The organism is Bacillus sp. FSL L8-0528, from assembly GCF_038593085.1.
In the GTDB taxonomy this organism is placed as follows: domain Bacteria; phylum Bacillota; class Bacilli; order Bacillales; family Bacillaceae; genus Bacillus; species Bacillus paralicheniformis.
In genome coordinates this window covers 2996779-3022851 of record NZ_CP151961.1, presented here as the reverse complement: position 1 = coordinate 3022851, position 26073 = coordinate 2996779, and the positions used below count along the sequence as shown (strand labels likewise).

Sequence of the window (26073 nt, the reverse complement as noted above, 5' to 3'; positions counted from 1 at the left end):
TTATCCCTTACACAATCGGAGTTGACTTTGGAACATTGTCAGGACGCGCTGTTCTCGTCGATGTCCGGACAGGTGAGGAAATCGCGACAGCTGTCAAAGAGTACACACACGGGGTGATAGACCGGGAGCTTCCCGTCTCAAAGCGAAAGCTTCCGAGGGACTGGGCGCTTCAGCATCCGGCTGATTACATTGAAGTGCTGGAGGAAACGATTCCGAGCCTTTTAAAGCAGTCGAAAGCGGATCCGAAAGAAATCATCGGCATCGGAATCGATTTCACGGCTTGCACGATTTTGCCCGTTGACGAGAACGGCACTCCTCTTTGCATGAGGGAAGAGTATGCGTCAGAACCGCACAGCTATGTGAAGCTTTGGAAGCACCATGCTGCCCAGGAGCAGGCGAATCGCTTGAATCAAATCGCGGAAGAAAGAAATGAACCTTTTCTTCAAACATACGGCGGGAAAATTTCTTCCGAGTGGCTCGTTCCAAAAGTGATGCAAATCGCGGAAGAAGCGCCTGATATTTATGATGCCGCAGCCGATATTATGGAAGCGGCCGACTGGATCGTCTATATGCTGTGCGGAACAAGAAAGCGCAACAATTGCACAGCGGGGTATAAAGCGATTTGGAACAATAAGAGCGGCTATCCTTCCGACGATTTCTTCGCAAGCCTGCATCCGAAGCTGAAAAATATCGTTCGCGAAAAATTAACGGAGGATATTTATTCTGTAGGCGAAAAAGCGGGCGGACTGACTGAAGAAATGGCCGGGAAAACAGGGCTTCTGGCAGGTACGGCGGTCGCTGTCGCAAATGTTGATGCGCATGTGTCAGTTCCTGCGGTCGGCATCACCGAGCCGGGCAAGATGCTGATGATCATGGGAACGTCTACCTGCCATATGCTGCTCGGTGAAGATGTCAGAATGGTGCCGGGAATGTGCGGCGTTGTTGAAAACGGGATTCTCCCGGGCTATGTCGGCTATGAAGCAGGCCAATCGTGCGTCGGCGACCATTTTCATTGGCTGATTCAACACTTTGTTCCAGAAGCGTATATGAAAGAAGCTGAAGCCGAAGGGATTTCCATTTTCGAACTGCTGTCTCAAAAGGCTGACCGTCTCCAAATCGGTGAAAGCGGTTTGCTTGCATTGGATTGGTGGAACGGAAACCGTTCAACACTCGTTGATGCCGATCTGACGGGCATGCTGCTCGGTATGACGCTTGCCACTAAACCTGAAGAGATATACCGTGCATTGGTTGAAGCGACTGCCTACGGGACGAGGATCATTATTGAAACGTTCAGACAAAGCGGCGTGCCGATCGAGGAGCTGTATGCCGCAGGAGGAATCGCTGAAAAAAATCCGTTTATCATGCAGATTTACGCGGATGTCACCAACATGGAAATCAAAATTTCCGGATCTCCGCAGGCGCCGGCTTTAGGTTCCGCGATATTCGGAGCGCTCGCGGCCGGAAGCATGAACGGCGGTTACGACCATATCGAAGAAGCAGTCGCACATATGGGCAAGATCAAGGATAAAACGTACAAACCAATTCCTGAAAACGTTTCCTTATACGATCGGCTTTATGCGGAATACAAGGAGCTTTACACGTACTTCGGAAAGCAAAACAATGTGATGAAACGCCTTAAAAAATTGAAAAACATCCAGTCCCTTAGTTCCGACACCGGTAAAGCGATGGCTTAGAGGGAGGAGAAAACTGTGCTGGAATCTTTGAAGGAACAAGTATTAAAAGCGAATTTGCAGCTTGAAGAATACCGGCTTGTCACCTTTACATGGGGAAATGTCAGCGGTATTGACCGGGAGAATGAGCTGGTCGTCATCAAACCGAGCGGTGTCAAATACAGCGATTTGAAAGTCGAAGATTTAGTGGTCCTGAATATGGACGGCGAGATTGTAGATGGGGATCTGAAGCCGTCTTCCGATACGCCGACACACCTCTATCTTTACCGGCAGTTTCAATCGATCGGCGGGATCGTCCATACGCATTCTCCGTGGGCGACAAGCTGGGCGCAGTCAGGGAAGGATATTCCGTCACTCGGAACGACTCATGCTGACTACTACCACGGTGACATTCCGTGTACAAGAGAAATGGATCCCGAGGAGATCAGAAGTCAATACGAGTTGAATACAGGAAAAGTGATTGCAGAGACGTTCCGGCATCTTGACCCCCTGGCGATGCCCGGCGTTCTCGTGAACAATCACGGGCCTTTTTGCTGGGGGAAAGACGCCTTGAATGCCGTACACAATGCTGTCGTCTTGGAAGAAGTCGCGAAGATGGCGTACCGCTCCCTGATGCTGAATCCGTCTCTTGAGCCGATTAAGAGCGCTTTGCAGGATAAGCATTATTTTCGCAAGCACGGGGCAGACGCGTATTACGGCCAATAGAGGAGGAAAGCTGTCAATGAAAGACTTGATCTCTTATGTGAAAGACACTATGGGAGCATGCGAATGCGGAGCCGTTCATCATCCGCTTACAGTCGAAAAAATCGCGATCGGCGGCAATGCCGTTGAGCAAGAATTGCCCGCTTTCGTGAAATCGGCTTCCTATAAAAAAGCCGCTGTCATTTATGATGAAACGACCGGACGAATAGCCGGCAAGCGGATTGCGGCTCTTCTTGAAGAAACGGCTGAAACGGTTCAGGTTTTGCTGGAAGCTAATGAAGCGGGCGATGTGACGGCGGATGAGCAAACATTGGTGAGTGCATTGATCGGTGTACCGATTGATGCGGATGTACTAATTGCGGCCGGAGCGGGCACGATTCACGACATCGTCAGGTTTTGCGCCTATCAGCGCGGCATCCCGTTTATTTCAGTTCCTACGGCTCCGTCGGTTGACGGTTTTACTTCAGCCGGCGCACCGCTGATTTTAAAAGGAAAGAAACAGACGGTTCAAACGACAGCGCCGATCGCGCTTTTTGCCGATTTGGAGCTCTTGTGTCAAGCGCCGCAGAACATGGTAGCCGCAGGTTTTGGCGATATGCTCGGCAAGGAGACGTCGCTTGCGGATTGGGAAATTTCCCGCTTGCTTGCCGGCGAGCCGTATTGTCCGGCCGCCAGCCGGCTCACGAGGGAAGCGCTTGATCAATGTCTTGACCGAAAAGATGACATCGCCGCCAAGACGCGCGATGGGATTAAGAAATTGATGGAATCGCTGATCCTTTCTGGTCTTGTCATGCTGGTTCTCGATCATTCAAGGCCGGCTTCCGGCGGTGAACACCATCTTTCCCATTACCTTGAAATGAAAGCGTTGGAGAATAATAAGCGGCAAGTGCTCCACGGTGCTAAAGTCGGCTGCAGCGCCATCATGCTGACTGACATTTACCGATCTCTTATCGGTGCAAGCCTGGGTGATCAACACGCTGAACACGCGATTCGCTCCGTTTATGAAAAGCTCCCTGACGGTAAGAAAATGGCAGAGTGGATGAGGCGTATCGGCGGGCCTGTATCATTCAAAGAACTCGATGTTGAAGAAGAGCTGGTGAGAGATGCGCTCGCATACGCCCATCAGCTCAGAGACCGGTATACAGGACTGAAAATCATCAATCAATACGGCCTTTTGCCGGGGCTATTAGGCAAAGGACCAGGCATGAAAGGGGTTAAAATGTGAAAAGGTTCCTTTCATCTATCTTTATGGTCACAGTCGCTGCATGTCTGCTTTTATCGGGGTGCAAGGCGAGTCCTGCCTCCGATCAAACGGACAGCACCGAACTGACATTTTGGACATTCAACGGCCTTCATGAACAGTTTTACGCTGAGATGGTGAAAGAATGGAACAAAAAGTATCCCGAGCGAAAAATCAAATTAAATACAGTGGTGTATCCGTATGGACAGATGCATGACAATTTATCAATCTCGCTTTTAGCCGGGAAAGGGGTTCCAGATATTGCTGATGTTGAGCTGGGGCGCTATTCGAACTTTTTGAAGGGCTCTGACATTCCTCTTACAGATTTAACGCCGCTTGTGGAGGATGAACGCGACAAGTTTGTTGAAGCGAGGCTGACGCTCTACAGCAAGAACGGCAAGCTTTACGGACTTGACACACATGTCGGAACAACCGTGATGTATTACAACATGGAAATGATGAATAAAGCAGGCGTTGATCCGGACGACATTAAAACATGGGAAGATTACAGGGAAGCGGGCAAAAAGGTTGTCAAAGCTCTCGGAAAGCCGATGACAACGATTGAAACGACCGACCCGAATTCATTTCTGCCGCTGGTTTCCCAGCAGGGATCCGGTTACTTTGATGAACAGGGGCGCTTGACATTAAACAATGAGACAAACGTGAAAACGCTCGAATTTTTAAAGACTTTAATTGAGAAAGACAAAATTGCCGTCACAACGCCCGGAGGCAATCATCACAGTGAAGAATACTACGGATTTATGAACCAAGGCGGCGCGGCGTCTGTCTTAATGCCGATCTGGTATATGGGCCGTTTTTTGGATTATATGCCTGACTTGAAAGGGAAAATCGCGATCAGACCGCTGCCGGCATGGGAAGAAGGGGGAGACCGCTCAGCGGGAATGGGCGGAACGGCCACCGTGATTCCAAAACAGGCGAAAGAGGTCGATCTGGCCAAGGATTTCTTGAAATTTGCCAAAGCGTCAAAAGAAGGCAACATCAAGCTGTGGACCGTGCTCGGGTTCGATCCGCTCAGATGGGACGTGTGGGACTCAGACGAATTGAAAAAACCAAATCAATATACAGAATACTTTCAAAACGGACAACACATCTTTTCCGTGCTTCTTGACATAAAGGATGAGATCAATCCGCTATACCTTACTGAGGATTATGCGAAGACTTCCGATCTCGTCAACAGAAACGTACTGTACGAAGCGCTCAAAACGAAGAGCAAAACACCGAAAGAAGCATTGGACAAAGCAGCAGCTGAAGTGAAAGGGCAATAGTCTTTCATTACTGTAAAGCGAGGCGATAACTTGAAGACTGTTAAAACAGATACAGTGCATTCGTTTCCGCCGGTGAGCAGAAAAAGAAAGATCAGACGTTTATTATATTCAGCAAAAGCCGCACCCTACATTTTTACAGCACCTTTTGTACTCTCCTTTTGCATATTTTTTCTTTATCCGCTTATCAGCGTCGTCATCATGAGCTTTCAAAGCATTCTCCCCGGGGAAGTCCGCTTCATCGGGACGGAGAACTATAAAGCATTAAACAATCCTACATTTTATACCGCACTATTCAACACCGTAAAATACACCTTTTGGACATTGCTGATTTTAATACCTGTTCCTCTTATTCTGGCAGTCTTTTTAGATTCTAAACTCGTAAAGTTTAAAAACGTGTTCAAATCGGCTTTATTCATCCCGGCTCTGACGTCAACCATTGTGGCGGGGATTATTTTCAGACTGATTTTTGGAGAAATGGATACATCGCTGGCGAATTCGATATTGGCTAAGCTCGGCGGTTCGCCGTACAACTGGCTGAACAACGAACATACCGGCATGTTTTTAATGGTGATGCTCGCATCCTGGAGATGGATGGGGATCAATGTCCTGTACTTTTTGGCGGGCTTGCAGAACGTTCCGAAAGAATTGTACGAAGCTGCCGAAATCGACGGGGCAGGCACGTTCAAAAAGTTTTACCATATTACGCTTCCGTTTTTAAAGCCCGTCAGCGTCTACGTGCTGACAATCAGCATCATCGGCGGCTTCCGAATGTTTGAAGAAAGCTATGTGCTGTGGCAGAACAACTCTCCGGGCAACATCGGCCTGACGATGGTCGGATACATTTATCAGCAGGGGCTTGCCTACAACAACATGGGCTACGGATCTGCGCTCGGTATCGTGCTCTTGATCATCATTTTCATTTGCAGCCTCATTTCATTAAAGCTGTCTGGATCATTTAAAAAGGAGGGCTATTAATGCGTCCTGCCGGAGGCCTCAACATTGCGAAAGTGGCTCTGTTTCTGCTGTTTGCGATATTAAGCTTTTTGTTTGTGTTTCCGCTCTTCTGCCTTGTGCTCGGCTCGCTCAAACCATCTTCGGAATTGCTGCGCTTCGGCCTGAATTTAAAGCTGAGCCCTGAAATCCTGAGCCTTGACAATTACACATACTTGTTTAACGGAGGAAGCATTTATTTTCAATGGTTTTCGAACAGCTTGATTCTCGTGGTGATATCCACCGTGCTGACGCTCTTGTTTTCTTCAATGGTCGGATACGGGCTTGCGGTCTACGACTTTAAAGGAAAAAATCTCTTGTTTGTAGCCGTGCTCCTGATCATGATGGTGCCGATCGAAATTCTCATGCTGCCTTTATTTAAAATGACGGTTTCTCTTCATATTGTCGACACATACGCCGGTGTGATCCTGCCGTTTATCGTCTCGCCTGTCGCCGTGTTTTTCTTCAGACAGTATGCGCTCGGCCTGCCGAGAGATTTGCTTGATTCCGCGAGAATGGACGGCTGCACAGAGTTCGGCATTTACTTCAGGATCATGGCGCCCTTGATGAAGCCGGCATTTGGAGCGATGATCATTCTTCAATCCTTAAACAGCTGGAACAACTTCTTATGGCCGCTGATCGTTTTGCGATCGAAAGAAATGTTTACGCTCCCAATCGGACTGTCCGCTTTGCTCAGTCCGTACGGGAACAATTATGACATGTTGATTTCGGGTTCTGTGCTGGCGATTCTGCCGGTGATTCTCATCTTCCTGTTCTTCCAGAAGTACTTTATATCAGGTTTGACGGCGGGCGGAATCAAAGGCTGATCCACTATATATCATCTTGAAAGGAATGGTTTAACATGACTGCACACAAAGCGAAGATGACGATTGACAAGGAATATAAGGTGGCAGAGGTTGATAAGCGAATTTACGGCTCCTTTATCGAACATCTCGGCAGAGCCGTTTACGAAGGCATTTATGAGCCTGATCATCCTGAAGCTGACGAATCGGGCTTTCGGAAAGACGTCATTAAATTGGTCAGTGAACTGAAGGTTCCGTTTATCAGGTATCCCGGCGGAAATTTTGTCTCGGGTTATAACTGGGAGGACGGGGTCGGTCCTGTCGAACAGCGGCCGACAAGACTTGATTTGGCGTGGGCGACAACCGAGCCGAACTTAATCGGTACGAACGAATTTATGGATTGGGCAAAGCTTGTCGGGGCTGAGGTGAATATGGCCGTCAACCTCGGAACGAGAGGAATTGATGCCGCACGCAACCTAGTAGAATATTGCAACCATCCGTCAGGATCGTACTACAGCGACTTGAGAAAATCCCACGGATATAAGGAGCCGCATAAAATTAAAACTTGGTGCCTCGGCAATGAAATGGACGGTCCATGGCAAATCGGCCATAAAACTGCAGCCGAATATGGAAGACTTGCTGCTGAAGCCGCGAAGGTGATGAAATGGACGGACCCGTCGATTGAGCTCGTCGCCTGCGGAAGTTCTGGAAGCGGAATGCCGACATTCATCGACTGGGAAACGACCGTGCTTGACCATACGTACGAACACGTCGAGTACATCTCGCTTCACTCGTATTACGGCAACCGTGACAATGATCTTCCAAACTATTTGGCGAGATCGCTGGACATGGATCACTTTATCAAAACGGTCGTCTCAGTCTGCGACTATATGAAAGCGAAAAAGAAAAGCAAGAAAACGATTCACCTTTCATATGATGAGTGGAATGTCTGGTATCACTCAAATGAAAAAGACAAAGAAGCTGAACGCTGGGCGAAAGCGCCGCACCTTCTTGAAGACATCTACAACTTTGAGGATGCGCTTCTCGTCGGCTGTATGCTGATTACGATGCTCAAACATGCCGACCGCGTGAAAATCGCCTGTCTGGCTCAGCTAGTCAATGTCATCGCGCCGATTATGACAGACAAAGGGGGAGAAGCGTGGCGTCAGACCATTTTCTATCCGTTTATGCACGCTTCCGTCTACGGCAGAGGAACGGTTTTGCAGACGGCGGTATCGTCTCCGAAGTATGATGCGAAAGACTTTACCGATGTGCCGTACTTGGAGTCCGTGTCTGTTTTCAATGAAGAAGCCGAGGAATTAACCGTTTTTGCCGTCAACCGCGCAACAGACGCCGGCCTTGAAATGGAAGCCGATATGAGAAGCTTTGAAGGGTACAGCGTCTCTGAGCACATCGTTCTGGAACACGAGGATCATAAAGCGACGAATGAAAAAGACCGCAACAATGTCGTCCCGCACAGCGGCGGAGACGCCAAAGTATGTGACGGCAGGCTGACGGCTCATCTTCCGAAGCTTTCCTGGAATGTGATCAGACTGAAAAAACGATAAATTGAAAAACCGGCCCGGCGAGGCCGGTTTTTTTCAGTTAAAAAAGGCTTCAGCAAATATGCCGAAGAATAAGATAAAACGGGAGGAGGATTTATGAAGTCGTTTTTTTCGGCTGCATACTGTATTTTGATGTACGCATTTTTAGCATACCTTTGGCTTCCGTTTATCACGGCCGTCTTTGATCAGACCCGGTTTCTCAATCACTCATTTTTAAAGGCGGGCGTCATCTTGATCGGCACCATTTTGTTTTTTTCACTGTCTCACCATTTCTCAGCTTCGCTTGTCAAAACAAATGTCAATCGAATCGCGGGGATCGCCGCTTTTTGTCTAGTCATGGCCGTTCATTTTTTTATCGTTCCGTTATGCTGACAGAAAAAAGGCGGATATCCGATGATACCCGCCAATTATGCCTTAAAAAGGCAGCAGATGAAGCTTGTGTCTATTTTATTCTTATTATTCCTATTAGTCGACTAGGTTTTGGGAATTATTCCTTTGTTTTAAGGACATGTTGATAAAGATCTGCTGCACTCTCTATTGGAATGTGGCTGATCGAAAACTTCATATTTTCTTTTCCTGAGGCAACGGCCAGCTTAATTGACGCTAAGTTTTTTCTCTCTTGCATAAATGTTTGGCTCAATGATGCCCATTGAATGCGCCCGCGTTTCATAATTGCCGTTTTCCGGGATAAAATGCCGTATTGCACAGTTAAAAACCGGCTGCTTTGATTCCAGCCAATCATCCGATACCCCATCCATCCCAGGCTGAATAATCCGAGCGGCAGAACTGCAGCCAGATTGTGATAGTCGGAAGGTACAAACAGCCATATCGGTATGGCAAAAAGACAGCCGGCTATAAATGGCATAACCATATAGTGAATTTTCGCTTCCTTTGTGAGCATGTGCAGATGGCCTCCTTTACGGTAACCGGTAAACGGTTCAAGCATGGATTGGGCCTTTTCTTTTTTAACAAAAGGAAGCAGGGTGACGTTTTTGCTGCTTTGCTCATTTGAACGACTGCGAATCACAACAGCTTTGATTGCTGCATACCCCAAGAAGCGGTGAATCGGACGCTCGATGATGAGAATGGCCTGTATCCGGTCTTGTCCGATCGTTCGTTTTTTCTTTTCAAACAGGCCTTGCTCAATCTCAATTTCTCCTTTGCTATTTTTCTTTAATGTGAATTGAAAATCACTTGCAAATGTGAGTAATAGCGAAAGCGCGAATGATAGAATAGCCATCAAGATCACCGTGATCATGATCCAGTTGGGGCCGAACCAGCCGGATAAGGAGGTGAACAAAGTGTCCCTGTCTCCTTCTTTCGATATATCCATATATTTTAGCAATCCCAGTAATAACAGCGTAAACACAATCCCGAATTTAGGCGATAGCAGGCTGTGTAAAATGAGATCATTTTTAGATAATTGAAACATTGAGTCTTCAGCATGTTCGCTCGGCCTGTCTTTTGCTTCTGCTTTTAAAGCCGTCCGAATGCGCTGTTCTTCTTCTTTTGAAATGCAGCTGAGCGTGATGCTGGATTCTTCTCCTCCGGCAAGTTCAATTGTCAAAGTCCGGGTGGAAAATAAATGATCATATACACGAATCGCAGAATCAATTGATTGTATACGATCCGGCTGCACCCACCTTTTCTTGACGACAAGCAAACCGGATTCAACATATATCGCTTTCTCATGTATTTGGTAGGTAAATGACCGCCATTTTAATACACCAGCCACGAAAAACAACATGATAAGGCATGAGCCTAAAGTGATATTGATGATAAAAGCGGGAATGTCGCCGCCCAGTTTATGAATACATAATACGAGCAGCGGAAACAACCAAATAAAGGACAAGGATTCCTTGATCGCTGTAGCGATAAAATAAAGGATGGAAACAGGATGGAGATGATGTTTGATTAATGTGTCAGACTTGTTCATCGCTTAACCTCGCATAGGCTTCAATATCTTTGCGGATCGAGTCGGCTGTTCCTTCGGCCAATCCCAGAATGTCGTGGCTGCCGGCTGCCGTTGATAAAGTCACTGTATATAAATTGTACTTTTTTAAAATAGGGCCTTGTTTTGCTTCGACATGCTGGACTTTCCCCATAGGAATTAATACTTTTCGTCTGAAAATGATCCCTTTATGAATTTGAATGCTTACTTCACTTAGGCGGTATCGCCATAAGTGATATTTCCACTTCGGCAAAAGATAAAGTTCAAACGGTACCGAGGCGACAGCTAAACATAATGTGACAGCCAATATCCATTTTGGCCAGCCGAATGTGATAGTAAAGTATAGCAATGCCAGAATCATGGATGTATACACACATAAAGTGATCACACCTTCAAGCTTCCGTACGGCAACAATTTTTCCGTCCAATTTCTTAAATTCACCAGTGCTCACGATAGCCCCCCTATTTAGTTATTTTTCTTGTTGCATAATCGAACGTATCGACAATTTCTGATATCATGTTTTCCTTGTCTGATATATCTTGATTTGCGATTTTGGTCCCAAGAGAATCGATGACGCTTCGGACGGTTCTGGCCATAATGTGCGGGGAAAACTTCCTGAAACTCCCTTCCATTTCCTGTCCCCACTTAAAAATTTCAATTAACGGCTCATATATTGATTCATCTTCATTCTGGTAAAACAGCTCGCCGGTTTCTGTTCGTAGGTTGGATACCACCTCAATGATTGCGGTCACGTAAGTTCGGTGTTCATACATGAATCTGAGATTTGATTCAATGTATGCGCGCAGTGTCGCCGGCGCACTGTCTGAACCATCCATGAATTTTTCCATATAAGGTGCGGCAAGTCCGTAGCAATACTCAACAACAGCCTTCATAAGCTGCATTTTATTTGGAAAATGATACGTAACGACTCCTTTGCTGATTTCCCCCTTTTTTGCGATATTGCCGATTGAGGCATTTGCATAGCCTTCTTCCACAAGCACTTGAATAGCGTCTTCAATAATTTGCAGCCGTCTTTTTTGTGATTTCGTATTCATGACTCAATTTTAGTACGATCGTGCTAAAGTGTCAATTAGAATATAAAATCAAACTGAGAGATCCGGGTGCTCGTCTATAACAAAAGGAAGCTGTCATAAAAAGCGAAGATAGGGGCCGGGCTTTTTTCGAAAAAAGATGATTGCGCTTACAAAAAATATGAGATATGTTAAAAAAGAAACAAAGGGGGGGAGGAATTGGATGAATGCAATAACAATTGTGATCGCTTCCATCTGTATTTTGGCGATCGCCTATCGTTTGTACGGAACATTTATGATGGTGAAAGTGTTGAAGGTTGATGATGACAAGCCGACTCCTGCCCATCTCCAGAAAGACGGCAAAGATTATGTGCCGACGAACAAATGGGTGTCGTTCGGCCACCACTTTGCCGCCATAGCAGCCGCTGGGCCGCTTGTCGGGCCGATCTTGGCGGCGCAGTTCGGCTACTTGCCGGGGCTGTTGTGGCTTTTGATCGGAGCGGTGATCGGGGGAGCCGTGCATGATATTGTCGTTTTATTTGCGTCCATGCGGAGGAAGGGAAAGTCGCTTTCAGAAGTGGCGAAAGAAGAGCTCGGTCCTGTTGCGGGATTTTGCACGGGGCTTGCGATGCTGTTTATTATTACGATCACGATGGCGGGGCTGTCGATGGTTGTGCTTCATGCGCTTGAACGCAATCCGTGGGGGACGTTCGCCGTTGCGATTACAATTCCGATCGCGATGGGGGTCGGTTTATTTTATAAAAAGACAGGCAATTTAAAATTAGCATCAACCGGCGGATTTATTTTGTTGATGGCGGGTGTCTTCATCGGACCGTCCATCGCGGAGACGCCGCTTGGAGACGCCTTGACGCTCGATACGAAAACGCTTGCTGTCGCACTTCCTGTCTATGCATTTTTTGCTGCGGCGCTCCCTGTATGGCTGCTGCTTGCGCCGCGCGATTATTTGAGCAGCTTTATGAAAATCGGGGTGTTTATCGCTTTGATTGCCGGGGTGTTTGTCGTCAATCCGGCGATTCCGTTTCCGGCGTTTACCGAGTTCACGGGCGGAGGGGGACCTGTATCGCCTGGTCCGGTCTGGCCGTTTATTTCAATTACGATCGCCTGCGGTGCGATTTCCGGCTTCCATGCGTTTGTCGGTTCAGGCACGACGCCGAAGATGCTTGATAAGTGGAGCGACATGAAATTCGTCGGCTTCGGGGCGATGCTCGTTGAGTGTCTTGTCGGCATCATGGCGCTGATCGCGGCAACGGCCTTGCAGCCGGGCGATTATTTTGCCATCAACAGTTCGCCTGAAGTGTTTCGGACGCTTGGCATGAATGTCGTCCACCTGCCTGAACTCAGCCGCGAAATCGGTCTCGATCTTGAAGGAAGAACAGGCGGAGCTGTTACCCTTGCCGTCGGCATGGCTTATATTTTTACGGATATTCCGTTTTTCAGCCATTTGGCCTCTTACTTTTTCCAATTTGTCATCATGTTTGAAGCTGTCTTTATTTTAACGGCGATCGATGCCGGTACAAGGGTGGCGCGTTATTTGATTCAAGACTTTTTCGGGGAAGTGTACAAACCGCTGAAAAAAACGGACTGGCTTCCGGGTTCGGTCGCAGCGAGCGCCCTTGCCTGTTTCATGTGGGGATATTTGCTGTACTCAGGCGATATCAGCTCGATTTGGGCGCTGTTTGGCGTATCCAACCAGCTGATGGCGTCCGTCGGTTTAATCATCGGAGCGACGGTCGTTTTAAAAATTGCGGACAAACGGCGTTATATGCTGACATGTCTCATCCCGCTCGCTTATTTGTATGTGACGGTCAACTATGCGGGATACTGGATGATCAAAAACGTTTATTTTAATGCGGAAGCTGCCGGTTTCAGCGTTTTAAACGGCATTTTATCGATTATTATGCTGCTGCTCGGGCTGGTGATCATGGCGGCTGCCATTAAAAAATGGACGGAGATTTGGCGCGATCCGGCATTGCGGATGGAGCCCTCTATTCCAGGATGAAAATAAACCGGGGCCGTTTGGCCGCCGGTTTATTTTGTTTTTAATCCTTGTTCCAATGTCTCGAGCATTTCGGTTTTGTCCGATTCAGTTGCGTGCTGCCAGATGACCTCGAACAACACACCTAATCCCGGAAGCATTTTTTCTTCACCGCTTTGGATCGCATCGACGATCGTGTGCTCAAGCTCTTCTTGCGAGTTTCCTGATACATTGGCAATAACGGCATGGCGCAAATTCAAATCCATCTTTTTTCACTCCATTTCATCATCTGATTTTCTATATTCTGCCTCGCTTTCGGGTTTATTATGTATCATTGATGAGATATAATGTGACTATTGCGAGACAAAGGAGTCAAAACGATTTGAAACGAATTGAATCAGCCAAAAATCAAAAAGTGAAGGATTGGAAAAAACTTCATGCGAAAAAAGAGCGGACAAAAACCAATACTTTCTTAATAGAAGGCGAGCATCTCGTTGAGGAAGCGCTGAAGACACCGGGTGTTGTGAAAGAAATCATGGTCGCAGACGAAGCGGATTTCCCGGCCGCGCTTGATGAGTCTGTTGCCCGCTATATTTTGAGCGCCGATGCTTTCTCTGCGATTGCCGAAACAGAGACACCCCAGGCTGTCGCCGCTGTATGCCGAATGCCTGAAAGCGGACCTTTTCAATACGAAAAGCTGCTGCTTGCGGATGCTGTGCAAGATCCGGGCAATTTAGGGACGATCATCCGGACGGCAGACGCGGCGGGGATTGATGCCGTTGTTATCGGACAAGGCACTGTCGACCCTTACAATGCCAAAACGCTCAGATCGGCTCAAGGCTCGCATTTTCACATTCCGATTTTAAAACGCGAGCTTTCAGAGCTGATTGAAGAGCTGAAGGGAAAAAGCGTCCCGGTTTACGGCACAGCGCTGCAAGATGCCGTGCCATTTAGGGAAGCGGAGCCGTCGCATTCATTTGCGCTTTTGATCGGAAACGAAGGATCTGGGGTCGATCCGGATCTCCTCGCACAGACTGACCAAAATCTGTACGTTCCGATCTACGGAAAAGCGGAGTCGCTGAATGTGGCGGCCGCAGCCGCGGTCCTTCTTTATCATCTCCGCGGATAACCGGTTGCACAGGACCATGTAATTCACTATAATGAATGTAATATGTTTAAAAACAGTGATAGAGGCTCCGTTTTTTCACATGCCGCCATTTAGGGAGAAAATGCCTTAGACTGCAAGCATTTTTATGGCAGGCCGGAAAAACGCTTCACCTCTTGAGTTGTCACCGGGACCGCGTCTCTCGAGGGATGTGTAAAGGTGAACCGGATTCATTCCGTTATGCCAATGAAGTAAGCAGCAAAGCTTTTTTTGCTTTGTTTTAAAAAAAGGGTGGTACCACGGCCACGATTCGTCCCTTTCATTATGAAAGGGGCTTTTTTTATTGCCTAAAATAACAGGTTGCTACATAAAAGGAGGAGTTTTTAAGATGCAGGAAGAGCTGAAACGGCTTGAGAAAGAAGCGGTTGAAAAAGTGGAAGCCGCTGGTTCATTAAAAGAAGTCAACGATGTCCGCGTTGCGTACCTGGGAAAAAAGGGACCGATCACGGAAGTGCTTCGGGGAATGGGAAAGCTGTCCGCTGAAGAAAGGCCGAAAATGGGCGCCTTGGCAAACGAAGTAAGAGAAAAAATTGCCGCGACGATTGCCGAAAAAAATGCCCGCCTTGAGGAAGAAGAGGTGAAAAGGAAGCTGAAAGAACAGACGATTGACGTGACGCTTCCGGGAAGCCCTGTAAAAACAGGAGCGCGGCATCCGCTGACGATCGTTATTGAAGAAATCGAAGACTTATTTATCAGCATGGGATATTCGGTGGAAGAGGGGCCTGAAGTGGAAACCGACTATTATAACTTCGAAGCGCTCAACCTTCCGAAAGAGCATCCGGCCCGCGATATGCAAGACAGCTTTTATATTACGGAAGATACGCTGATGAGAACGCAGACGTCTCCCGTTCAGACGCGCACGATGGAAAAGCATAAAGGCAAAGGCCCTGTCAAAATCATCTGCCCCGGCAAAGTATACCGCCGCGACAACGATGATGCGACACACTCCCATCAGTTTATGCAGATTGAAGGGCTTTGCGTAGACCGCGATATCAGCATGAGCGACTTAAAAGGAACGCTTGAAACAGTCGCGAAAAAGATGTTCGGCGAAGAGCGCGAAATCAGACTGCGTCCAAGCTTCTTCCCGTTTACAGAGCCGTCTGTCGAAGTCGATGTTTCCTGCTTTAAATGCGGAGGCAAAGGCTGCTCCGTTTGTAAACAAACGGGCTGGATCGAAATTCTCGGCGCCGGAATGGTGCACCCGAACGTGCTCGAAATGGCCGGATTCGATTCCAAACAATATCAGGGATTTGCATTTGGAATGGGTGTTGAACGGATCGCGATGCTGAAATACGGCATTGACGACATTCGTCATTTCTATACGAACGATGTCAGATTTTTATCTCAATTTAAACAGGCTTAAAGAGGAGGACGCGTGATGTTTGTTTCATATAAATGGCTGCAGGAATACGTGGATTTAGACGGGATGACTCCCGAGATACTCGCTGAAAAGATTACGAGAAGCGGAATTGAAGTGGAAGGCATCGAATATAAGGGAGAAGGAATGAAAGGCGTTGTCATCGGACATGTGCTGGAGCGCGAACAGCATCCGAACGCCGACAAGTTGAATAAATGCCTCGTTGATATCGGCGAAGAAGAGCCTGTCCAGATCATCTGCGGGGCTCCGAACGTGGACAGAGGGCAAAAAGTAGCCGTCGCCACGGTTGGTGCAGTACTGCCCGGCAATTTTAAAATCAAAAAAGCGAAGCTTCGCGGGGAAGTGTCTAACGGCATGATCTGCTCTTTGCAGGAGCTTGGCATTCAAGGCAAGCTTGTGCCGAAAGAATATGCGGAAGGCATCTTCGTCTTCCCGAATGATGCTGAAACCGGTGCGGACGCACTTCAAAGCTTGGCGCTCGACGATGCGGTTCTCGAACTGGGATTGACGCCAAACCGCGCCGACGCCATGAACATGCTCGGCGTTGCCTATGAAGTGGCTGCGATTCTCGGCCGCGAAGTCAAGCTTCCTGAGACGGCTTATCAGACAGGCGCCGAAAAAGCGGCGGACTATATTTCCGTCAAAATTGAAGATCCAGAAGCCAATCCTTTGTACGCGGCGAAAATCATTAAAGACGTCAAAATCGGCCCGTCGCCGCTTTGGATGCAGACGAAGCTGATCAATGCCGGCATCAGACCGCACAACAATGTTGTCGATATTACGAACTTTGTTCTGCTTGAATACGGTCAGCCCCTGCACGCGTTTGACTATGACCGCTTCGGCTCAAAAGAGGTCGTCATCCGCAAAGCGTACGAAAATGAAACGATAACGACGCTTGACGAACAAGAAAGAACATTGGCGCTTGAGCATCTTGTCATCACAAACGGTTCTCTTCCGCAGGCAGTCGCAGGCGTAATGGGCGGAGCGGACTCCGAAGTCCGCGAAGATACGGCGACAGTGCTGCTTGAGGCCGCGTATTTTAACGGCCAAACCGTTCGCAAAGCATCAAAGGACCTCGGTCTTCGCAGCGAATCAAGTGTCCGCTTTGAAAAAGGCATCGATCCTGCACGGGTGCGCCTCGCTGCAGAACGGGCGGTAGATTTGATCAGCCGGTATGCCGGAGGAACCGTCTTGGAAGGTACGGTTGAAGAAAACCACCTTGACATCAAAGAGAATGTCATCCGCCTTTCCGTTGATAAAGTGTCGAAGGTTCTCGGCATGTCCATCAGCAAAGAAGAAATGATCAGCATTTTTGAAAGGCTCGGCTTTGCAGTTGAAGACGCTGAACGGGAGCTGGTCGTGACGGTTCCGTCAAGGAGAGGCGATATTGCGATTGAAGAAGACTTGATCGAAGAGGTCGCAAGACTGTACGGATATGACAACATTCCGTCGACACTGCCGGAAGTAACAGGCTTTGCGGGCGGACTGACACCTTATCAGGACAAGCGCAGAAAAGTAAGACGCTTCCTGGAAGGAGCAGGGCTTTCCCAGGCGATCACATACTCATTAACAAACGATAAAAAAGCAACGGCTTACGCATTGGAAAAATCGTTTAAAACGATCCTTTCTCTGCCGATGAGCGAGGAAAGAAGCGTGCTGAGGCACAGCCTGCTTCCTAATCTGCTCGATTCGGTCGCATACAACCTGGCACGGCAGGCCGATTCAGCTGCTTTTTATGAGGTCGGTTCAGTTTTCTTGAAAGCCGAAGAACATACGAAACCGGTCGAAAAAGAACACGTCGCCGGAGCCGTGACAGGCCTGTGGCACAAAAACCTCTGGCAGGGCGAGAAAAAGCCGGTTGATTTCTTCGTCGTCAAAGGCATCGTCGAAGGTCTGTTGGAAAAGCTCGGTATCACCGAAGGCATCGAATTCGCTCAATCTGAAAGAAAAGAGCTTCATCCTGGGCGGACGGCCAATATTTTGCATAACGGCTCATTAGTCGGCTTCATCGGCCAGCTGCATCCGTCAGTTGAAAAAGAGCTGGATCTGAGCGACACGTATGTGTTTGAGCTGGACCTGCACGAGCTCCTTCGCTTGGATGTACCGGAGATCACGTATACACCAATTCCGAAGTATCCTTCTGTTACCCGGGATATCGCGCTTGTTGTAGACAAAGAAACAGCGGCCGGCCAGCTTGAGGACGTCATCAAAACAGCAGGCGGCAAATGGCTCAAAGAAGTCCATGTCTTTGACGTCTACGAAGGCGAGCACATGGAAGAAGGCAAGAAATCCGTCGCCTTCAGCCTGCAATATTTGAATCCTGAACAAACATTGACTGAAGAAGAAGTGACAAAAGTTCACGACCAAGTGCTAAAAGCGCTGGAAGATAAATATCAGGCTGTATTGAGAGGATAACCGGTTCCCAGCCCGATTTGGCACTGGCCGGCTGCAGTACAAAAAAGGCGTCTCCGCTTTATGCGGAGACGCCTTTTTATAACTATTGATACCAAACTTTATTTTTCTCGATCAGGCTGTTGTGTTCTGCATCCCAGACATCGACGGTGTATGCGTAATCGTAGTTCATAATGCAACGGATGCCGCTTCCTTGCGGATCATGCTCCACCCCGAAATTATGAGAAAATTCGTGTCTTTGTGCTTTTGCCGTATTTTCCGTTCCCAGGTCGAACGTGACGCTGAAAGCGGGACCGTCCGGCTTAACAGGGTATTGAAAAGCGATGCCGCCCGCTTCAAAATTGTCGTTATCTGTAAAGCCGGCTACGAATTGATAAGGCTGTCCTTCGAATTTGTCCGCCAGGTTGTCAAGAATGTCAGAGGCATTGCTTCCGGAAGAACTCCATGGGGCAACAGCTTCCACGACAAAATCAATATCGTGGTCGCGGTTAAACATTTCGTCCGCCTCTTCAACGATGTTGACGATTCTCGTTTTCCAGTCTTTGTGTTTCTGCCGGTACTGCTTATCAGCCACCGCCAGGACGCTTATCTTTTGCTTGCCCGTGCTTGCCTGAGTCGAAAATTTACCGTTGTTTACATTCTTTTTAAATGTGATCGTACTCGTTTCATTTCCTTTCTCATCCAGTACTTTTGTTTTGGTTGTTTTTTCAATGTGAACTTTGCCGGTTAAATCTTTAAAACCCTCCTTAGGTTTAGGCAATGCTTCCTTATGAATCCCTTTTGCTTCATGAGTATGCTCATGACCGCCCGTTTCCGCGACTCCGGTCGCCCCGGGTATTAAACTTGCAGAAAGCAATAAAGTAAAGAATAAAGACCGTTTTTTCATTTGAAAAATTCCCTCCTTAGTTTTTAACAGACTAAAGATTCGTCTAGTTAACTAGAAATCCCTTCTTTTCATCCAAAAAGAGGAAAATATGCACAGATTCTTATGACAAACCTTTCAATATAACCACAAATTTCGTTAAAATCCGACAAAAAATCTGCTGTTTGACAGGGTTTTTCTTACGGATCTATAGGCCTTTGTTTTGCTAATTTACTAATAAAATGCAATATTCTCCGATAAGATTGAGTCTCTTTGTGATGCCTGCGGGGATAGAAGCAAGATCAAGAGACAGAAACTGGATCGTTAAACAAAAAGAAAACAAGCCGGCTGAAGAAGGTTCTCCTGCTGCAAATGACAGTCAGGAGGAACATGGCGCTGCCTGTTCAAACGTTGTGTTGCATAGAGGATGGACAAGCCGACAGACTCTATGAATCTTTGACAAAAATAAGCTGCACAGTCGGCTTTGAAAAGAGGGGAATCTCACATCCAAGCATTTTTTCGTTTTAAATGTAAATCGATTAAGTCAGTGAAAAGGGCATTAGCTTAAATTAGCCGCGGTAAAATATGAAGGCCCTTTGTGCGAAATGCGGAAGGAGTTTTAATTAAAGACAAATAAGGTGATTGAAAGAATTTTAAAATCAGGACAGAGGATTTCGGGAAGGAGACAGTATATGTCTGCATGAATAGCAGGACGGTTTCATCGGACAATCGGTAAATGTTTGTCACGTATACCACGGGTTATATGCAGAAACCGGTGGTTTTGGAACAAGAGAAAAGCAGAAAAAGAAATAGATGGAATTAACATTTCTCCAGCTGCGGTACACATAATGGGCACTTTTATCATAGGACAGGGAGTGATACAGGTGAACAGTTCCGAAAATGCAAAATTTAATGCGGGAAAGTAACTGTCAACGTTTTAGATGGCGTTAACGGTGCGGCTTATGAAGCCGAGGAGCCGGAATATGGAAAAACATTTATGAAACGGCCAAAGGAGACTTTGCCAATGTTGAATCAGAAATAGGTTGCAAAATTAAATAAACAGAGGTTTTCGCATGGGAGGAATGAAATGAATACACTAAGTCTGCACTCTGCATTCACACACCTTTTGATGAGAAACCTTTTTACCTTGGTAAAGTATAAGGAGGCCTCTCGTTAGCGAAAGGCCTTTCACAGCTCAAAGATGTTTAGTTTTTCTTTTGGCTTTTTAAAGACATCATTTTAGTTTAGTTTCGAATGATTCCGCGACTTGTTCCTTTTAATACTTCCTTTCCATTTTGATTAGTATATACCGCTTTCATTTCAACCCTTTTCAATCCTTGCAACTGTTCAACATTTGTGAGAGTGATTTTGCAAGTGATGGTATCTCCGGTAAAAACCGGACGAATAAATTCACTTACCAATTCTTTGGCGATATAGTCAAAGTCGCCTCCAATTTTCGTCCCTATACTTGCAGTAAGTAAACCGTGAACCATTAGACGTCCTTTTTCATCAGGTTCTACATGGTGCTTACCTTGGTCACCAGAAATAATGCCAAACTCCAAAACATCTTTTTCAGTGAAAGTTCTTTCAAGTGTAAAAACGTCATTTGTTTTAATCACCTTGTCTCCTCCCCGGTATTTACTAATAATTAATAAATGACCATTCAAAGCAGGAATTCAGCAGTAAACCAAATGCAAATGATTACCGGTATACTGCCGCATTTTTGTCCCCGCTTCTTCGCTATGGGTAATACGAAATTTTACGAATTATTTTGAATATTTTTCTGGATTGCCTTTATTTTTTCCTCCGCAAACACGCCCGAATCCAATAAGTCTAGGATCGAAAGTACGCTACTGCGCGATCCCCAACTTCCTTCTTCAATGACTTGGAAAGTTACCCACCATGAAGGGGATGGCTCTGGAACTGCAAGAACTTTGGTTAAACTGGCAAGAATATTTTCTATGACCTGTTTACGAACTTTTTTAGGCCAATCACCCTCCATAACCAATAAGTTAATTACAATGACATCATGATCAGGTATGTCAGATAACAATTTGCCTCCAATAGCCATTTTGTCTGTTGGACGCTCTGTAAAGTGGACCTGAAAGCCTTCGCGCGCCGGAGGACAAAATTGCCCTACTTCTGGAACAAGCACAGCATCTGTCAGAGATTCAGCTAAAAGACGTCGGTGTTCAAGTGTAAACCGATTTTCCGAATAATTCACCGAGATAATAGTCATTTTCTTATTTCTCTCCTTTTTAAAACCGGGTGCAAAAAAGCTTTCTCTTGATTCGAAATTCGATTCCTGCATGAGATTGCTTCTCACAAATTTCACTTTACTACCGATATGAACCATCGTCAACACTAATTATTAAAAAAATATATATTTTTTTAATATATGACTGTAGGTGTAAACATAGCAGAAATGAATTATAATGATACCTGTCTTTTTTTATGGATATGCATTATTTTTTAGAGGAGGGAATCAGATGGCGAAACAGTCTGGAAAAACCAACACGATGTTCGCTGTATTAGGCATTCTAACATTAGGTCCTCATACGGGTTATGATATTAAACAACATATGGAAAAAAGCACTAGCTATTTTTGGAATGAAAATTACGGTCAGATTTATCCTAGTCTTGCTGAACTTCTGAAACGCAAGGATGTTTCTATGGAAGTAAAACGACAAATGGGAAAGCCGGATAAAAAAGTGTACATGATTACTGAACAAGGAAAACAAACTTTATGTGACTGGTTGTCCCAGCCGATGGAGCATGAAGTAATGCTGAAGAAGAATGACTTTTTGTTAAGGGTGTTCTTTGGCAGCAATGCCCCGACCGATAGCATTATTCAACATATAAGGGATCATAAAAGAAAGCTGGAAGAAGCCTTGCATGTTTTTGAGGTACTTGAAAATTGGCTCCGAAGCGAAGAACGTGAGAATCCAAATTTTAAATATTGGCTTCTCACCATTAATTATGGGAAAAGTCAGTTCAGCAGTTTAATTAAATGGTGTGATGAGAGCATTAAAGAAATAAAGTGATTCAGTGGGGATTGAAGTTACTAGAAAACATAAGGCAAGTTTGACGGTCGATAAAACAGCAAAAGGAATGGAATTTATGTCCAGGTGAACACCGAGCGGAAGGTCCTTGCTTCCCGGAAATCCGTGAATTTATCTTCAGCATCCTGCCAAAACCGCCGGGAACCCCTGATAGTCAGGAGTTCCCGCTTTTTGGTGTATTCAGTTTTTCGACGCCAGCCGCACCGCTTTCTGTGTGTTCGCAAAATGGCGTTTCGTGAAATGACCGAGCGCTGCTTCGCCGTGTTTCTTGATCAGCTTTGCCGCCGCTTCATCGACGAGCGGACCCGCTCCTTTCGGGAGCGTCATCCCGGCTTCTTTCGAAAGCTTATCCATCTCCATTAAAAATGAATAGCGTGCGATGATCGAAGCCGCTGCAACTGAAAGATGGATGCCTTCCGCTTTTGTGCTGAAATATGTACGTTCTTTGATGGCGGTTTTGCCTGCCAGATGCTTGAAGTAAACGGCCGGTTCGGCGAACTGATCGATTAAAATCGCTTCGGGCCGGGTTCCGTCCAATTTTTTGAGAAGGTTGCCGATCGCCTGGTTGTGGAGAAGGGCTTTCATTTTTCCCTGGCTCATCCCTTTTTCCTGCATTTCATTATACTTTTCGTTTCTCAAAACGAGCAGGCTGTAAGGAACTGTCTTGATTAAGTCGCGCGCGATCTGAACGATTTGCGGATCTTTTAGGTTTTTCGAGTCTTTAACACCGAGTTCCTTTAACAGCGGCAGCTTCGTCTTGTCAGCATATACGCATGCGACGGTGATCGGGCCGAAATAATCGCCTGTCCCGACTTCATCGGAGCCGATCACAGACATGGAACCGATGCCTTCAGGCGGCTGATAGACGGACGGGATGCTTTTTTTGGGTGCGGGCTTTTTGGCAGCCGGTGTTTCAGCATCCGCCGTCCAGCGCTCCGCTTCCTTTTCCGCGTTTTTTCCTTGGAACAGCACCTTCCCCGACCGGTATGCTGTAATGGTGCACCCTTGGGGTTTGGCCTGGAAAACCGCGCCCTGTACAGAAAGGGAAGTCATGTGAGGCCCGTAGTGGCTTTGCATCCGTTCAATAACAGACGGGGGAACTTTTAAAACAGAATGTGACACGTTCTAATCTCCTTTATTAGCTGCTTAAACAGGCTAAATCATTGTTTTTATAAGTGTATCATAACAGCGGAGGGCTCGTCTTTCCATTCAATCTCTAAACATGTTATGATATAGACTAGGATTCTCGCATAATTGGAATGGAGGAGAAACGTTGTCTGATGGTCAAAAAACGAAAACAACAGTTGACATCTACGGTCAGCAATTCACAATTATCGGCGATGAGAGCAAGAGCCATATGAGGCACGTTGCCTCGATTGTGGATGATAAAATGAGAGAAATCAACGAAAAAAATCCGTATCTTGATATAAATAAACTGGCCGTTTTGACGGCTGTAAATGTGGTTCACGATTATTTGAAGCTGAAGGAAGAGCTTGAGAGATTAAAAGGACAAATTAAAGAAAAGGATTGAACATCACGATGCTAGATATCATCATTATCATTTTGCTTTTGTCCGGTTTGTTTATTGGACTCAAAAGAGGGTTTATCCGCCAGTTTATCCGTTTGGTTACGTTTATCGCAGCGATCGCTGTGGCCGTAACCTATTACGGCGACCTTGCGCCTAAGCTCGGCTGGATTCCGTCTCCCGACTTTACGGGCGGCCAGTCTGCGCTGGCGTTTGTAAACGGAAGCCTTGAAGGCGCTTATTACAATATGATTGCGTTTTTGATTCTCTTTTTCCTGACGATTATCCTTTTGAGAATTGCCGCATCGTTTCTGGATGCCGTTGCAAGCATACCGGTTCTCAAACAGATCAACCAAGTACTCGGAGCCGTGCTCGGTTTTGCGGAAATCTATCTGTTCGTGTTTGTCGTTCTGTTCATCGGAACGCTTCTGCCGATCGATGTTCTGCAAAACATGATGGCCGGATCGGTGATGGCTGATTTGATCATTCATAAAACACCGTTTTTATCAAACATGTTAAACAATCTGCTGCATCAGTACGGATCTTTGTAAAAACTTCTCTGTTTGTAGGGAAGTTTTTTTTCGGGGCTCTTGAGAACCCCGGAAACTGTCGAATAGGCCTGTTTGTTGTAGGATCAGCCAAAAATTTGTATGATTGAAGCAGGATGAACGAGGGGAAACAAGAGGTGAACAGCATGCATAAAAAAGATATCATTAAATTGCTTGAAACGATTGCGATATATATGGAACTAAAAGGGGATAACCCGTTTAAAATCTCCGCTTTCAGAAAGGCTGCGGCAGCTCTTGAACAAGACGACCGGAGCCTCTCGGAAATCGATGATATGATGGCCCTGTCCGGGATCGGCAAAGGAACGTACGCCGTCATCAAGGAATATATGGACACGGGAGCGTCCGGAACGCTGGAACGATTAAAGGAAGAGGTTCCGGAAGGACTTGTCCCGCTTTTGAAGCTGCCGGGTCTTGGCGGCAAAAAAATCGCCAAGCTGTATCAGGAGCTCGGCGTCTGTGATGCGGCGTCTTTAAAAGAGGCATGCGAACAGCAAAAGGTTCAGGGGCTTGCCGGATTCGGCAAAAAAACGGAAGAAAAAATCCTGCAGGCTTTGGGTGAAGCGGGGAAACGCCCTGAACGGTACCCGATCGCGGTCGCTTTGGCCGTCGCTGACATCATCGAAGAGCAGCTTGAAGGGCTCCAGGGCCTCATCAAGTTTTCGCGGGCCGGAAGCCTGCGCCGCGCCAAAGAAACGGTGAAAGACCTCGATTACATTATGGCTGTCACTGATCCGGAACTTGTCCGGGAAGGGCTCTTAAAGCTTTCGAACATCAAGGAGGTCATTGCCGCAGGAGATACGAAAGTGTCTCTCACATTTGCGTTTGAATACGAAATCAGTGCGGATTTCCGGCTGGTGACAGAGGAACAGTTTCCAACGACGCTCCATCATTTTACCGGATCAAAAGACCACAATATCAAAATGCGCCAGCTTGCCAAAGAAAAAGGCGAAAGAATCAGTGAATACGGCGTCGAAACCGTTGAAACTGGAGAAATTAAAACTTTCTCAAGCGAACAAGAGTTTTTTGCCCATTTCGGGCTTCCGTTTATTCCGCCCGAACTGCGGGAGACAGGAAGAGAAGTCGAGGACTATCGCGATGACATCGGACTCGTTTCCGCCGAGGATATCCAAGGAGACCTTCATATGCACTCGGCTTGGAGTGACGGAGCTTTTTCGATCAGGGAAATGGCGGAAGCCTGCATGGCAAAAGGGTACCGCTATATGGCGATCACAGACCATTCCCAGTATTTAAAAGTCGCAGGCGGTTTGACGCCTGAGCGCCTGCGCATGCAGGCGAAAGAAATTGATGAACTGAATAAGGAATTGACCGATTTTCATATTTTTAAAGGCGTGGAAATGGACATCCTGCCTGACGGAACGCTTGATTATGACGATGAGCTGCTGGCGGAAATGGACCTTGTCATTGCTTCGATCCATTCAAGCTTTTCACAGCCGCAGCACGTGATCATGAAGCGGCTTGAAACCGCGCTGATGAATCAGCACGTTGACATTATCGCTCATCCGACCGGCCGTCTGATCGGAAGAAGGGCAGGTTATGAAGTCGATATTGACCAGCTGATCGAGCTTGCGAAAAAAACGAATACAGCTTTGGAGCTGAACGCAAATCCAGCACGGCTCGATCTCAGGATGGAACACTTGATGAAAGCGAATGCTGCCGGAGTGACACTCGTTATTAATACGGATGCCCACAACACAGCGATGCTTGATGATATGAAAACGGGCGTTACGGCAGCGAGAAAAGGATGGACGCCAAAGGCCAATGTATTAAATACCCGCTCCTTTGAAGAAGTCCAGGCATTTTTGTCGCGCCATCGATCTTAAGGAG

24 protein-coding genes are annotated in these 26073 nt (G+C 46.8%); 16 read left to right on the top strand and 8 right to left on the bottom strand.

Annotated elements, in window-relative coordinates; genetic code table 11:
• The first annotated feature begins 2 nt into the window (after positions 1 to 2).
• The 8 genes from araB (at position 3) to MHI30_RS15355 (ending at position 8649) form a co-directional block, all read left to right on the top strand.
• Positions 3 to 1694: a ribulokinase gene (gene araB, locus MHI30_RS15390; protein WP_075751982.1), complete on the top strand. Its 1692-nt coding sequence runs from the start codon at positions 3 to 5 to the stop codon at positions 1692 to 1694.
• A 15-nt stretch (positions 1695 to 1709) separates the two neighbouring features.
• Positions 1710 to 2396, top strand: coding sequence for an L-ribulose-5-phosphate 4-epimerase (gene araD, locus MHI30_RS15385; protein WP_075751983.1), 687 nt, complete (start codon positions 1710 to 1712; stop codon positions 2394 to 2396).
• 16 nt (positions 2397 to 2412) lie between these two features.
• Positions 2413 to 3618 carry a sn-glycerol-1-phosphate dehydrogenase gene (locus MHI30_RS15380; RefSeq protein WP_075751984.1) on the top strand — a complete coding sequence of 402 codons (1206 nt, stop codon included), beginning with the start codon at positions 2413 to 2415 and terminating at the stop codon, positions 3616 to 3618.
• Between the two features lie 23 nt (positions 3619 to 3641).
• On the top strand, positions 3642 to 4919 hold the full coding sequence (locus tag MHI30_RS15375) for an ABC transporter substrate-binding protein (protein ID WP_142238594.1): 1278 nt from the start codon (positions 3642 to 3644) through the stop codon (positions 4917 to 4919).
• Positions 4920 to 4949: 30 nt separating this feature from the next.
• The gene (locus MHI30_RS15370) at positions 4950 to 5894 is read left to right on the top strand and encodes a sugar ABC transporter permease (RefSeq protein ID WP_011198183.1); all 945 of its coding nucleotides are present in this window, start codon (positions 4950 to 4952) and stop codon (positions 5892 to 5894) included.
• Positions 5894 to 6736, top strand: a complete 843-nt coding sequence (locus MHI30_RS15365; RefSeq protein WP_009329343.1) for a carbohydrate ABC transporter permease — start codon at positions 5894 to 5896, stop codon at positions 6734 to 6736. Before MHI30_RS15370 ends, MHI30_RS15365 begins: the two co-directional genes overlap by 1 nt.
• 35 nt (positions 6737 to 6771) lie before the next feature.
• Positions 6772 to 8280 carry an alpha-N-arabinofuranosidase gene (locus MHI30_RS15360; protein ID WP_075751986.1) on the top strand — a complete coding sequence of 503 codons (1509 nt, stop codon included), beginning with the start codon at positions 6772 to 6774 and terminating at the stop codon, positions 8278 to 8280.
• Between the two features lie 93 nt (positions 8281 to 8373).
• A complete protein-coding gene (locus MHI30_RS15355; protein WP_075751987.1) occupies positions 8374 to 8649 on the top strand; it encodes a hypothetical protein in 276 nt (91 codons plus the stop codon).
• A 115-nt stretch (positions 8650 to 8764) separates the two neighbouring features.
• Here MHI30_RS15355 and MHI30_RS15350 read toward each other — a convergent pair whose 3' ends face one another.
• The 3 genes from MHI30_RS15350 to MHI30_RS15340 are packed head-to-tail and all read right to left on the bottom strand — an operon-like array spanning position 8765 to position 11283.
• Positions 8765 to 10213: a PH domain-containing protein gene (locus MHI30_RS15350; RefSeq protein WP_075751988.1), complete on the bottom strand. Its 1449-nt coding sequence runs from the start codon at positions 10211 to 10213 to the stop codon at positions 8765 to 8767.
• Positions 10200 to 10679, bottom strand: a complete 480-nt coding sequence (locus MHI30_RS15345) for a PH domain-containing protein (protein ID WP_075751989.1) — start codon at positions 10677 to 10679, stop codon at positions 10200 to 10202. The genes MHI30_RS15350 and MHI30_RS15345 overlap by 14 nt, the downstream gene beginning before the upstream one ends.
• A 10-nt stretch (positions 10680 to 10689) precedes the next feature.
• Positions 10690 to 11283, bottom strand: coding sequence for a TetR/AcrR family transcriptional regulator (locus tag MHI30_RS15340; RefSeq protein WP_075751990.1), 594 nt, complete (start codon positions 11281 to 11283; stop codon positions 10690 to 10692).
• Positions 11284 to 11482: 199 nt separating this feature from the next.
• Between MHI30_RS15340 and cstA the strand changes: the two genes are divergently transcribed.
• On the top strand, positions 11483 to 13279 hold the full coding sequence (gene cstA, locus MHI30_RS15335) for a carbon starvation protein CstA (protein ID WP_075751991.1): 1797 nt from the start codon (positions 11483 to 11485) through the stop codon (positions 13277 to 13279).
• A 29-nt stretch (positions 13280 to 13308) separates the two neighbouring features.
• On the opposite strand, the gene sspI is transcribed toward cstA, so the two are convergent.
• Positions 13309 to 13521 carry a small acid-soluble spore protein SspI gene (gene sspI / locus MHI30_RS15330; protein ID WP_023855460.1) on the bottom strand — a complete coding sequence of 71 codons (213 nt, stop codon included), beginning with the start codon at positions 13519 to 13521 and terminating at the stop codon, positions 13309 to 13311.
• 116 nt (positions 13522 to 13637) lie between these two features.
• Between sspI and MHI30_RS15325 the strand changes: the two genes are divergently transcribed.
• The 3 genes from MHI30_RS15325 to pheT all read left to right on the top strand — a co-directional run bounded on the left by MHI30_RS15325 (position 13638) and on the right by pheT (position 18213).
• Positions 13638 to 14384: an RNA methyltransferase gene (locus MHI30_RS15325; RefSeq protein ID WP_075751992.1), complete on the top strand. Its 747-nt coding sequence runs from the start codon at positions 13638 to 13640 to the stop codon at positions 14382 to 14384.
• Between the two features lie 364 nt (positions 14385 to 14748).
• Positions 14749 to 15783, top strand: coding sequence for a phenylalanine--tRNA ligase subunit alpha (pheS, locus tag MHI30_RS15320; RefSeq protein WP_075751993.1), 1035 nt, complete (start codon positions 14749 to 14751; stop codon positions 15781 to 15783).
• A gap of 15 nt (positions 15784 to 15798) precedes the next feature.
• Positions 15799 to 18213: a phenylalanine--tRNA ligase subunit beta gene (gene pheT / locus MHI30_RS15315; protein ID WP_075751994.1), complete on the top strand. Its 2415-nt coding sequence runs from the start codon at positions 15799 to 15801 to the stop codon at positions 18211 to 18213.
• An 82-nt stretch (positions 18214 to 18295) separates the two neighbouring features.
• Here pheT and MHI30_RS15310 read toward each other — a convergent pair whose 3' ends face one another.
• From MHI30_RS15310 to MHI30_RS15300, 3 genes are all read right to left on the bottom strand, one after another.
• Positions 18296 to 19096 (bottom strand): zinc-dependent metalloprotease, encoded by an 801-nt coding sequence (locus MHI30_RS15310; protein WP_075751995.1) that lies wholly within the window; start codon positions 19094 to 19096, stop codon positions 18296 to 18298.
• A 1220-nt stretch (positions 19097 to 20316) separates the two neighbouring features.
• On the bottom strand, positions 20317 to 20691 hold the full coding sequence (locus tag MHI30_RS15305) for a MaoC/PaaZ C-terminal domain-containing protein (protein WP_075751996.1): 375 nt from the start codon (positions 20689 to 20691) through the stop codon (positions 20317 to 20319).
• Positions 20692 to 20831: 140 nt separating this feature from the next.
• On the bottom strand, positions 20832 to 21383 hold the full coding sequence (locus MHI30_RS15300) for a tautomerase enzyme (protein WP_237562593.1): 552 nt from the start codon (positions 21381 to 21383) through the stop codon (positions 20832 to 20834).
• A gap of 178 nt (positions 21384 to 21561) precedes the next feature.
• On the opposite strand from MHI30_RS15300, the gene MHI30_RS15295 reads away from it, so the two are divergent.
• Positions 21562 to 22116, top strand: a complete 555-nt coding sequence (locus MHI30_RS15295; protein WP_075751997.1) for a PadR family transcriptional regulator — start codon at positions 21562 to 21564, stop codon at positions 22114 to 22116.
• A 198-nt stretch (positions 22117 to 22314) separates the two neighbouring features.
• Here MHI30_RS15295 and rnhC read toward each other — a convergent pair whose 3' ends face one another.
• Positions 22315 to 23256, bottom strand: a complete 942-nt coding sequence (gene rnhC / locus MHI30_RS15290) for a ribonuclease HIII (RefSeq protein WP_075751998.1) — start codon at positions 23254 to 23256, stop codon at positions 22315 to 22317.
• A gap of 151 nt (positions 23257 to 23407) precedes the next feature.
• Here rnhC and zapA point away from each other — a divergent pair, with 151 nt between their 5' ends.
• The 3 genes from zapA to polX all read left to right on the top strand — a co-directional run bounded on the left by zapA (position 23408) and on the right by polX (position 26069).
• Positions 23408 to 23665: a cell division protein ZapA gene (gene zapA, locus MHI30_RS15285; RefSeq protein WP_020452506.1), complete on the top strand. Its 258-nt coding sequence runs from the start codon at positions 23408 to 23410 to the stop codon at positions 23663 to 23665.
• An 8-nt stretch (positions 23666 to 23673) separates the two neighbouring features.
• A complete protein-coding gene (locus tag MHI30_RS15280; RefSeq protein ID WP_075752499.1) occupies positions 23674 to 24210 on the top strand; it encodes a CvpA family protein in 537 nt (178 codons plus the stop codon).
• A 143-nt stretch (positions 24211 to 24353) separates the two neighbouring features.
• Positions 24354 to 26069, top strand: a complete 1716-nt coding sequence (polX, locus tag MHI30_RS15275) for a DNA polymerase/3'-5' exonuclease PolX (protein ID WP_075751999.1) — start codon at positions 24354 to 24356, stop codon at positions 26067 to 26069.
• The last annotated feature ends 4 nt before the right edge of the window (positions 26070 to 26073 follow it).

Bases quoted from the DNA above. Each gene is read 5' to 3' on its own strand.
- pheS (WP_075751993.1), top strand. From the start codon at position 14,749: ATGCAGGAAGAGCTGAAACGGCTTGAGAAAGAAGCGGTTGAAAAAGTG.
- MHI30_RS15295 (WP_075751997.1), top strand. From the start codon at position 21,562: ATGGCGAAACAGTCTGGAAAAACCAACACGATGTTCGCTGTATTAGGC.
- MHI30_RS15360 (WP_075751986.1), top strand. From the start codon at position 6,772: ATGACTGCACACAAAGCGAAGATGACGATTGACAAGGAATATAAGGTG.
- MHI30_RS15310 (WP_075751995.1), bottom strand. From the start codon at position 19,096: ATGAAAAAACGGTCTTTATTCTTTACTTTATTGCTTTCTGCAAGTTTA.
- sspI (WP_023855460.1), bottom strand. From the start codon at position 13,521: ATGGATTTGAATTTGCGCCATGCCGTTATTGCCAATGTATCAGGAAAC.
- MHI30_RS15280 (WP_075752499.1), top strand. From the start codon at position 23,674: ATGCTAGATATCATCATTATCATTTTGCTTTTGTCCGGTTTGTTTATT.
- cstA (WP_075751991.1), top strand. From the start codon at position 11,483: ATGAATGCAATAACAATTGTGATCGCTTCCATCTGTATTTTGGCGATC.
- MHI30_RS15375 (WP_142238594.1), top strand. From the start codon at position 3,642: ATGGTCACAGTCGCTGCATGTCTGCTTTTATCGGGGTGCAAGGCGAGT.
- MHI30_RS15350 (WP_075751988.1), bottom strand. From the start codon at position 10,213: ATGAACAAGTCTGACACATTAATCAAACATCATCTCCATCCTGTTTCC.
- polX (WP_075751999.1), top strand. From the start codon at position 24,354: ATGCATAAAAAAGATATCATTAAATTGCTTGAAACGATTGCGATATAT.
- MHI30_RS15300 (WP_237562593.1), bottom strand. From the start codon at position 21,383: ATGCAGGAATCGAATTTCGAATCAAGAGAAAGCTTTTTTGCACCCGGT.
- MHI30_RS15365 (WP_009329343.1), top strand. From the start codon at position 5,894: ATGCGTCCTGCCGGAGGCCTCAACATTGCGAAAGTGGCTCTGTTTCTG.
- MHI30_RS15380 (WP_075751984.1), top strand. From the start codon at position 2,413: ATGAAAGACTTGATCTCTTATGTGAAAGACACTATGGGAGCATGCGAA.
- MHI30_RS15355 (WP_075751987.1), top strand. From the start codon at position 8,374: ATGAAGTCGTTTTTTTCGGCTGCATACTGTATTTTGATGTACGCATTT.
- pheT (WP_075751994.1), top strand. From the start codon at position 15,799: ATGTTTGTTTCATATAAATGGCTGCAGGAATACGTGGATTTAGACGGG.
- MHI30_RS15340 (WP_075751990.1), bottom strand. From the start codon at position 11,283: ATGAATACGAAATCACAAAAAAGACGGCTGCAAATTATTGAAGACGCT.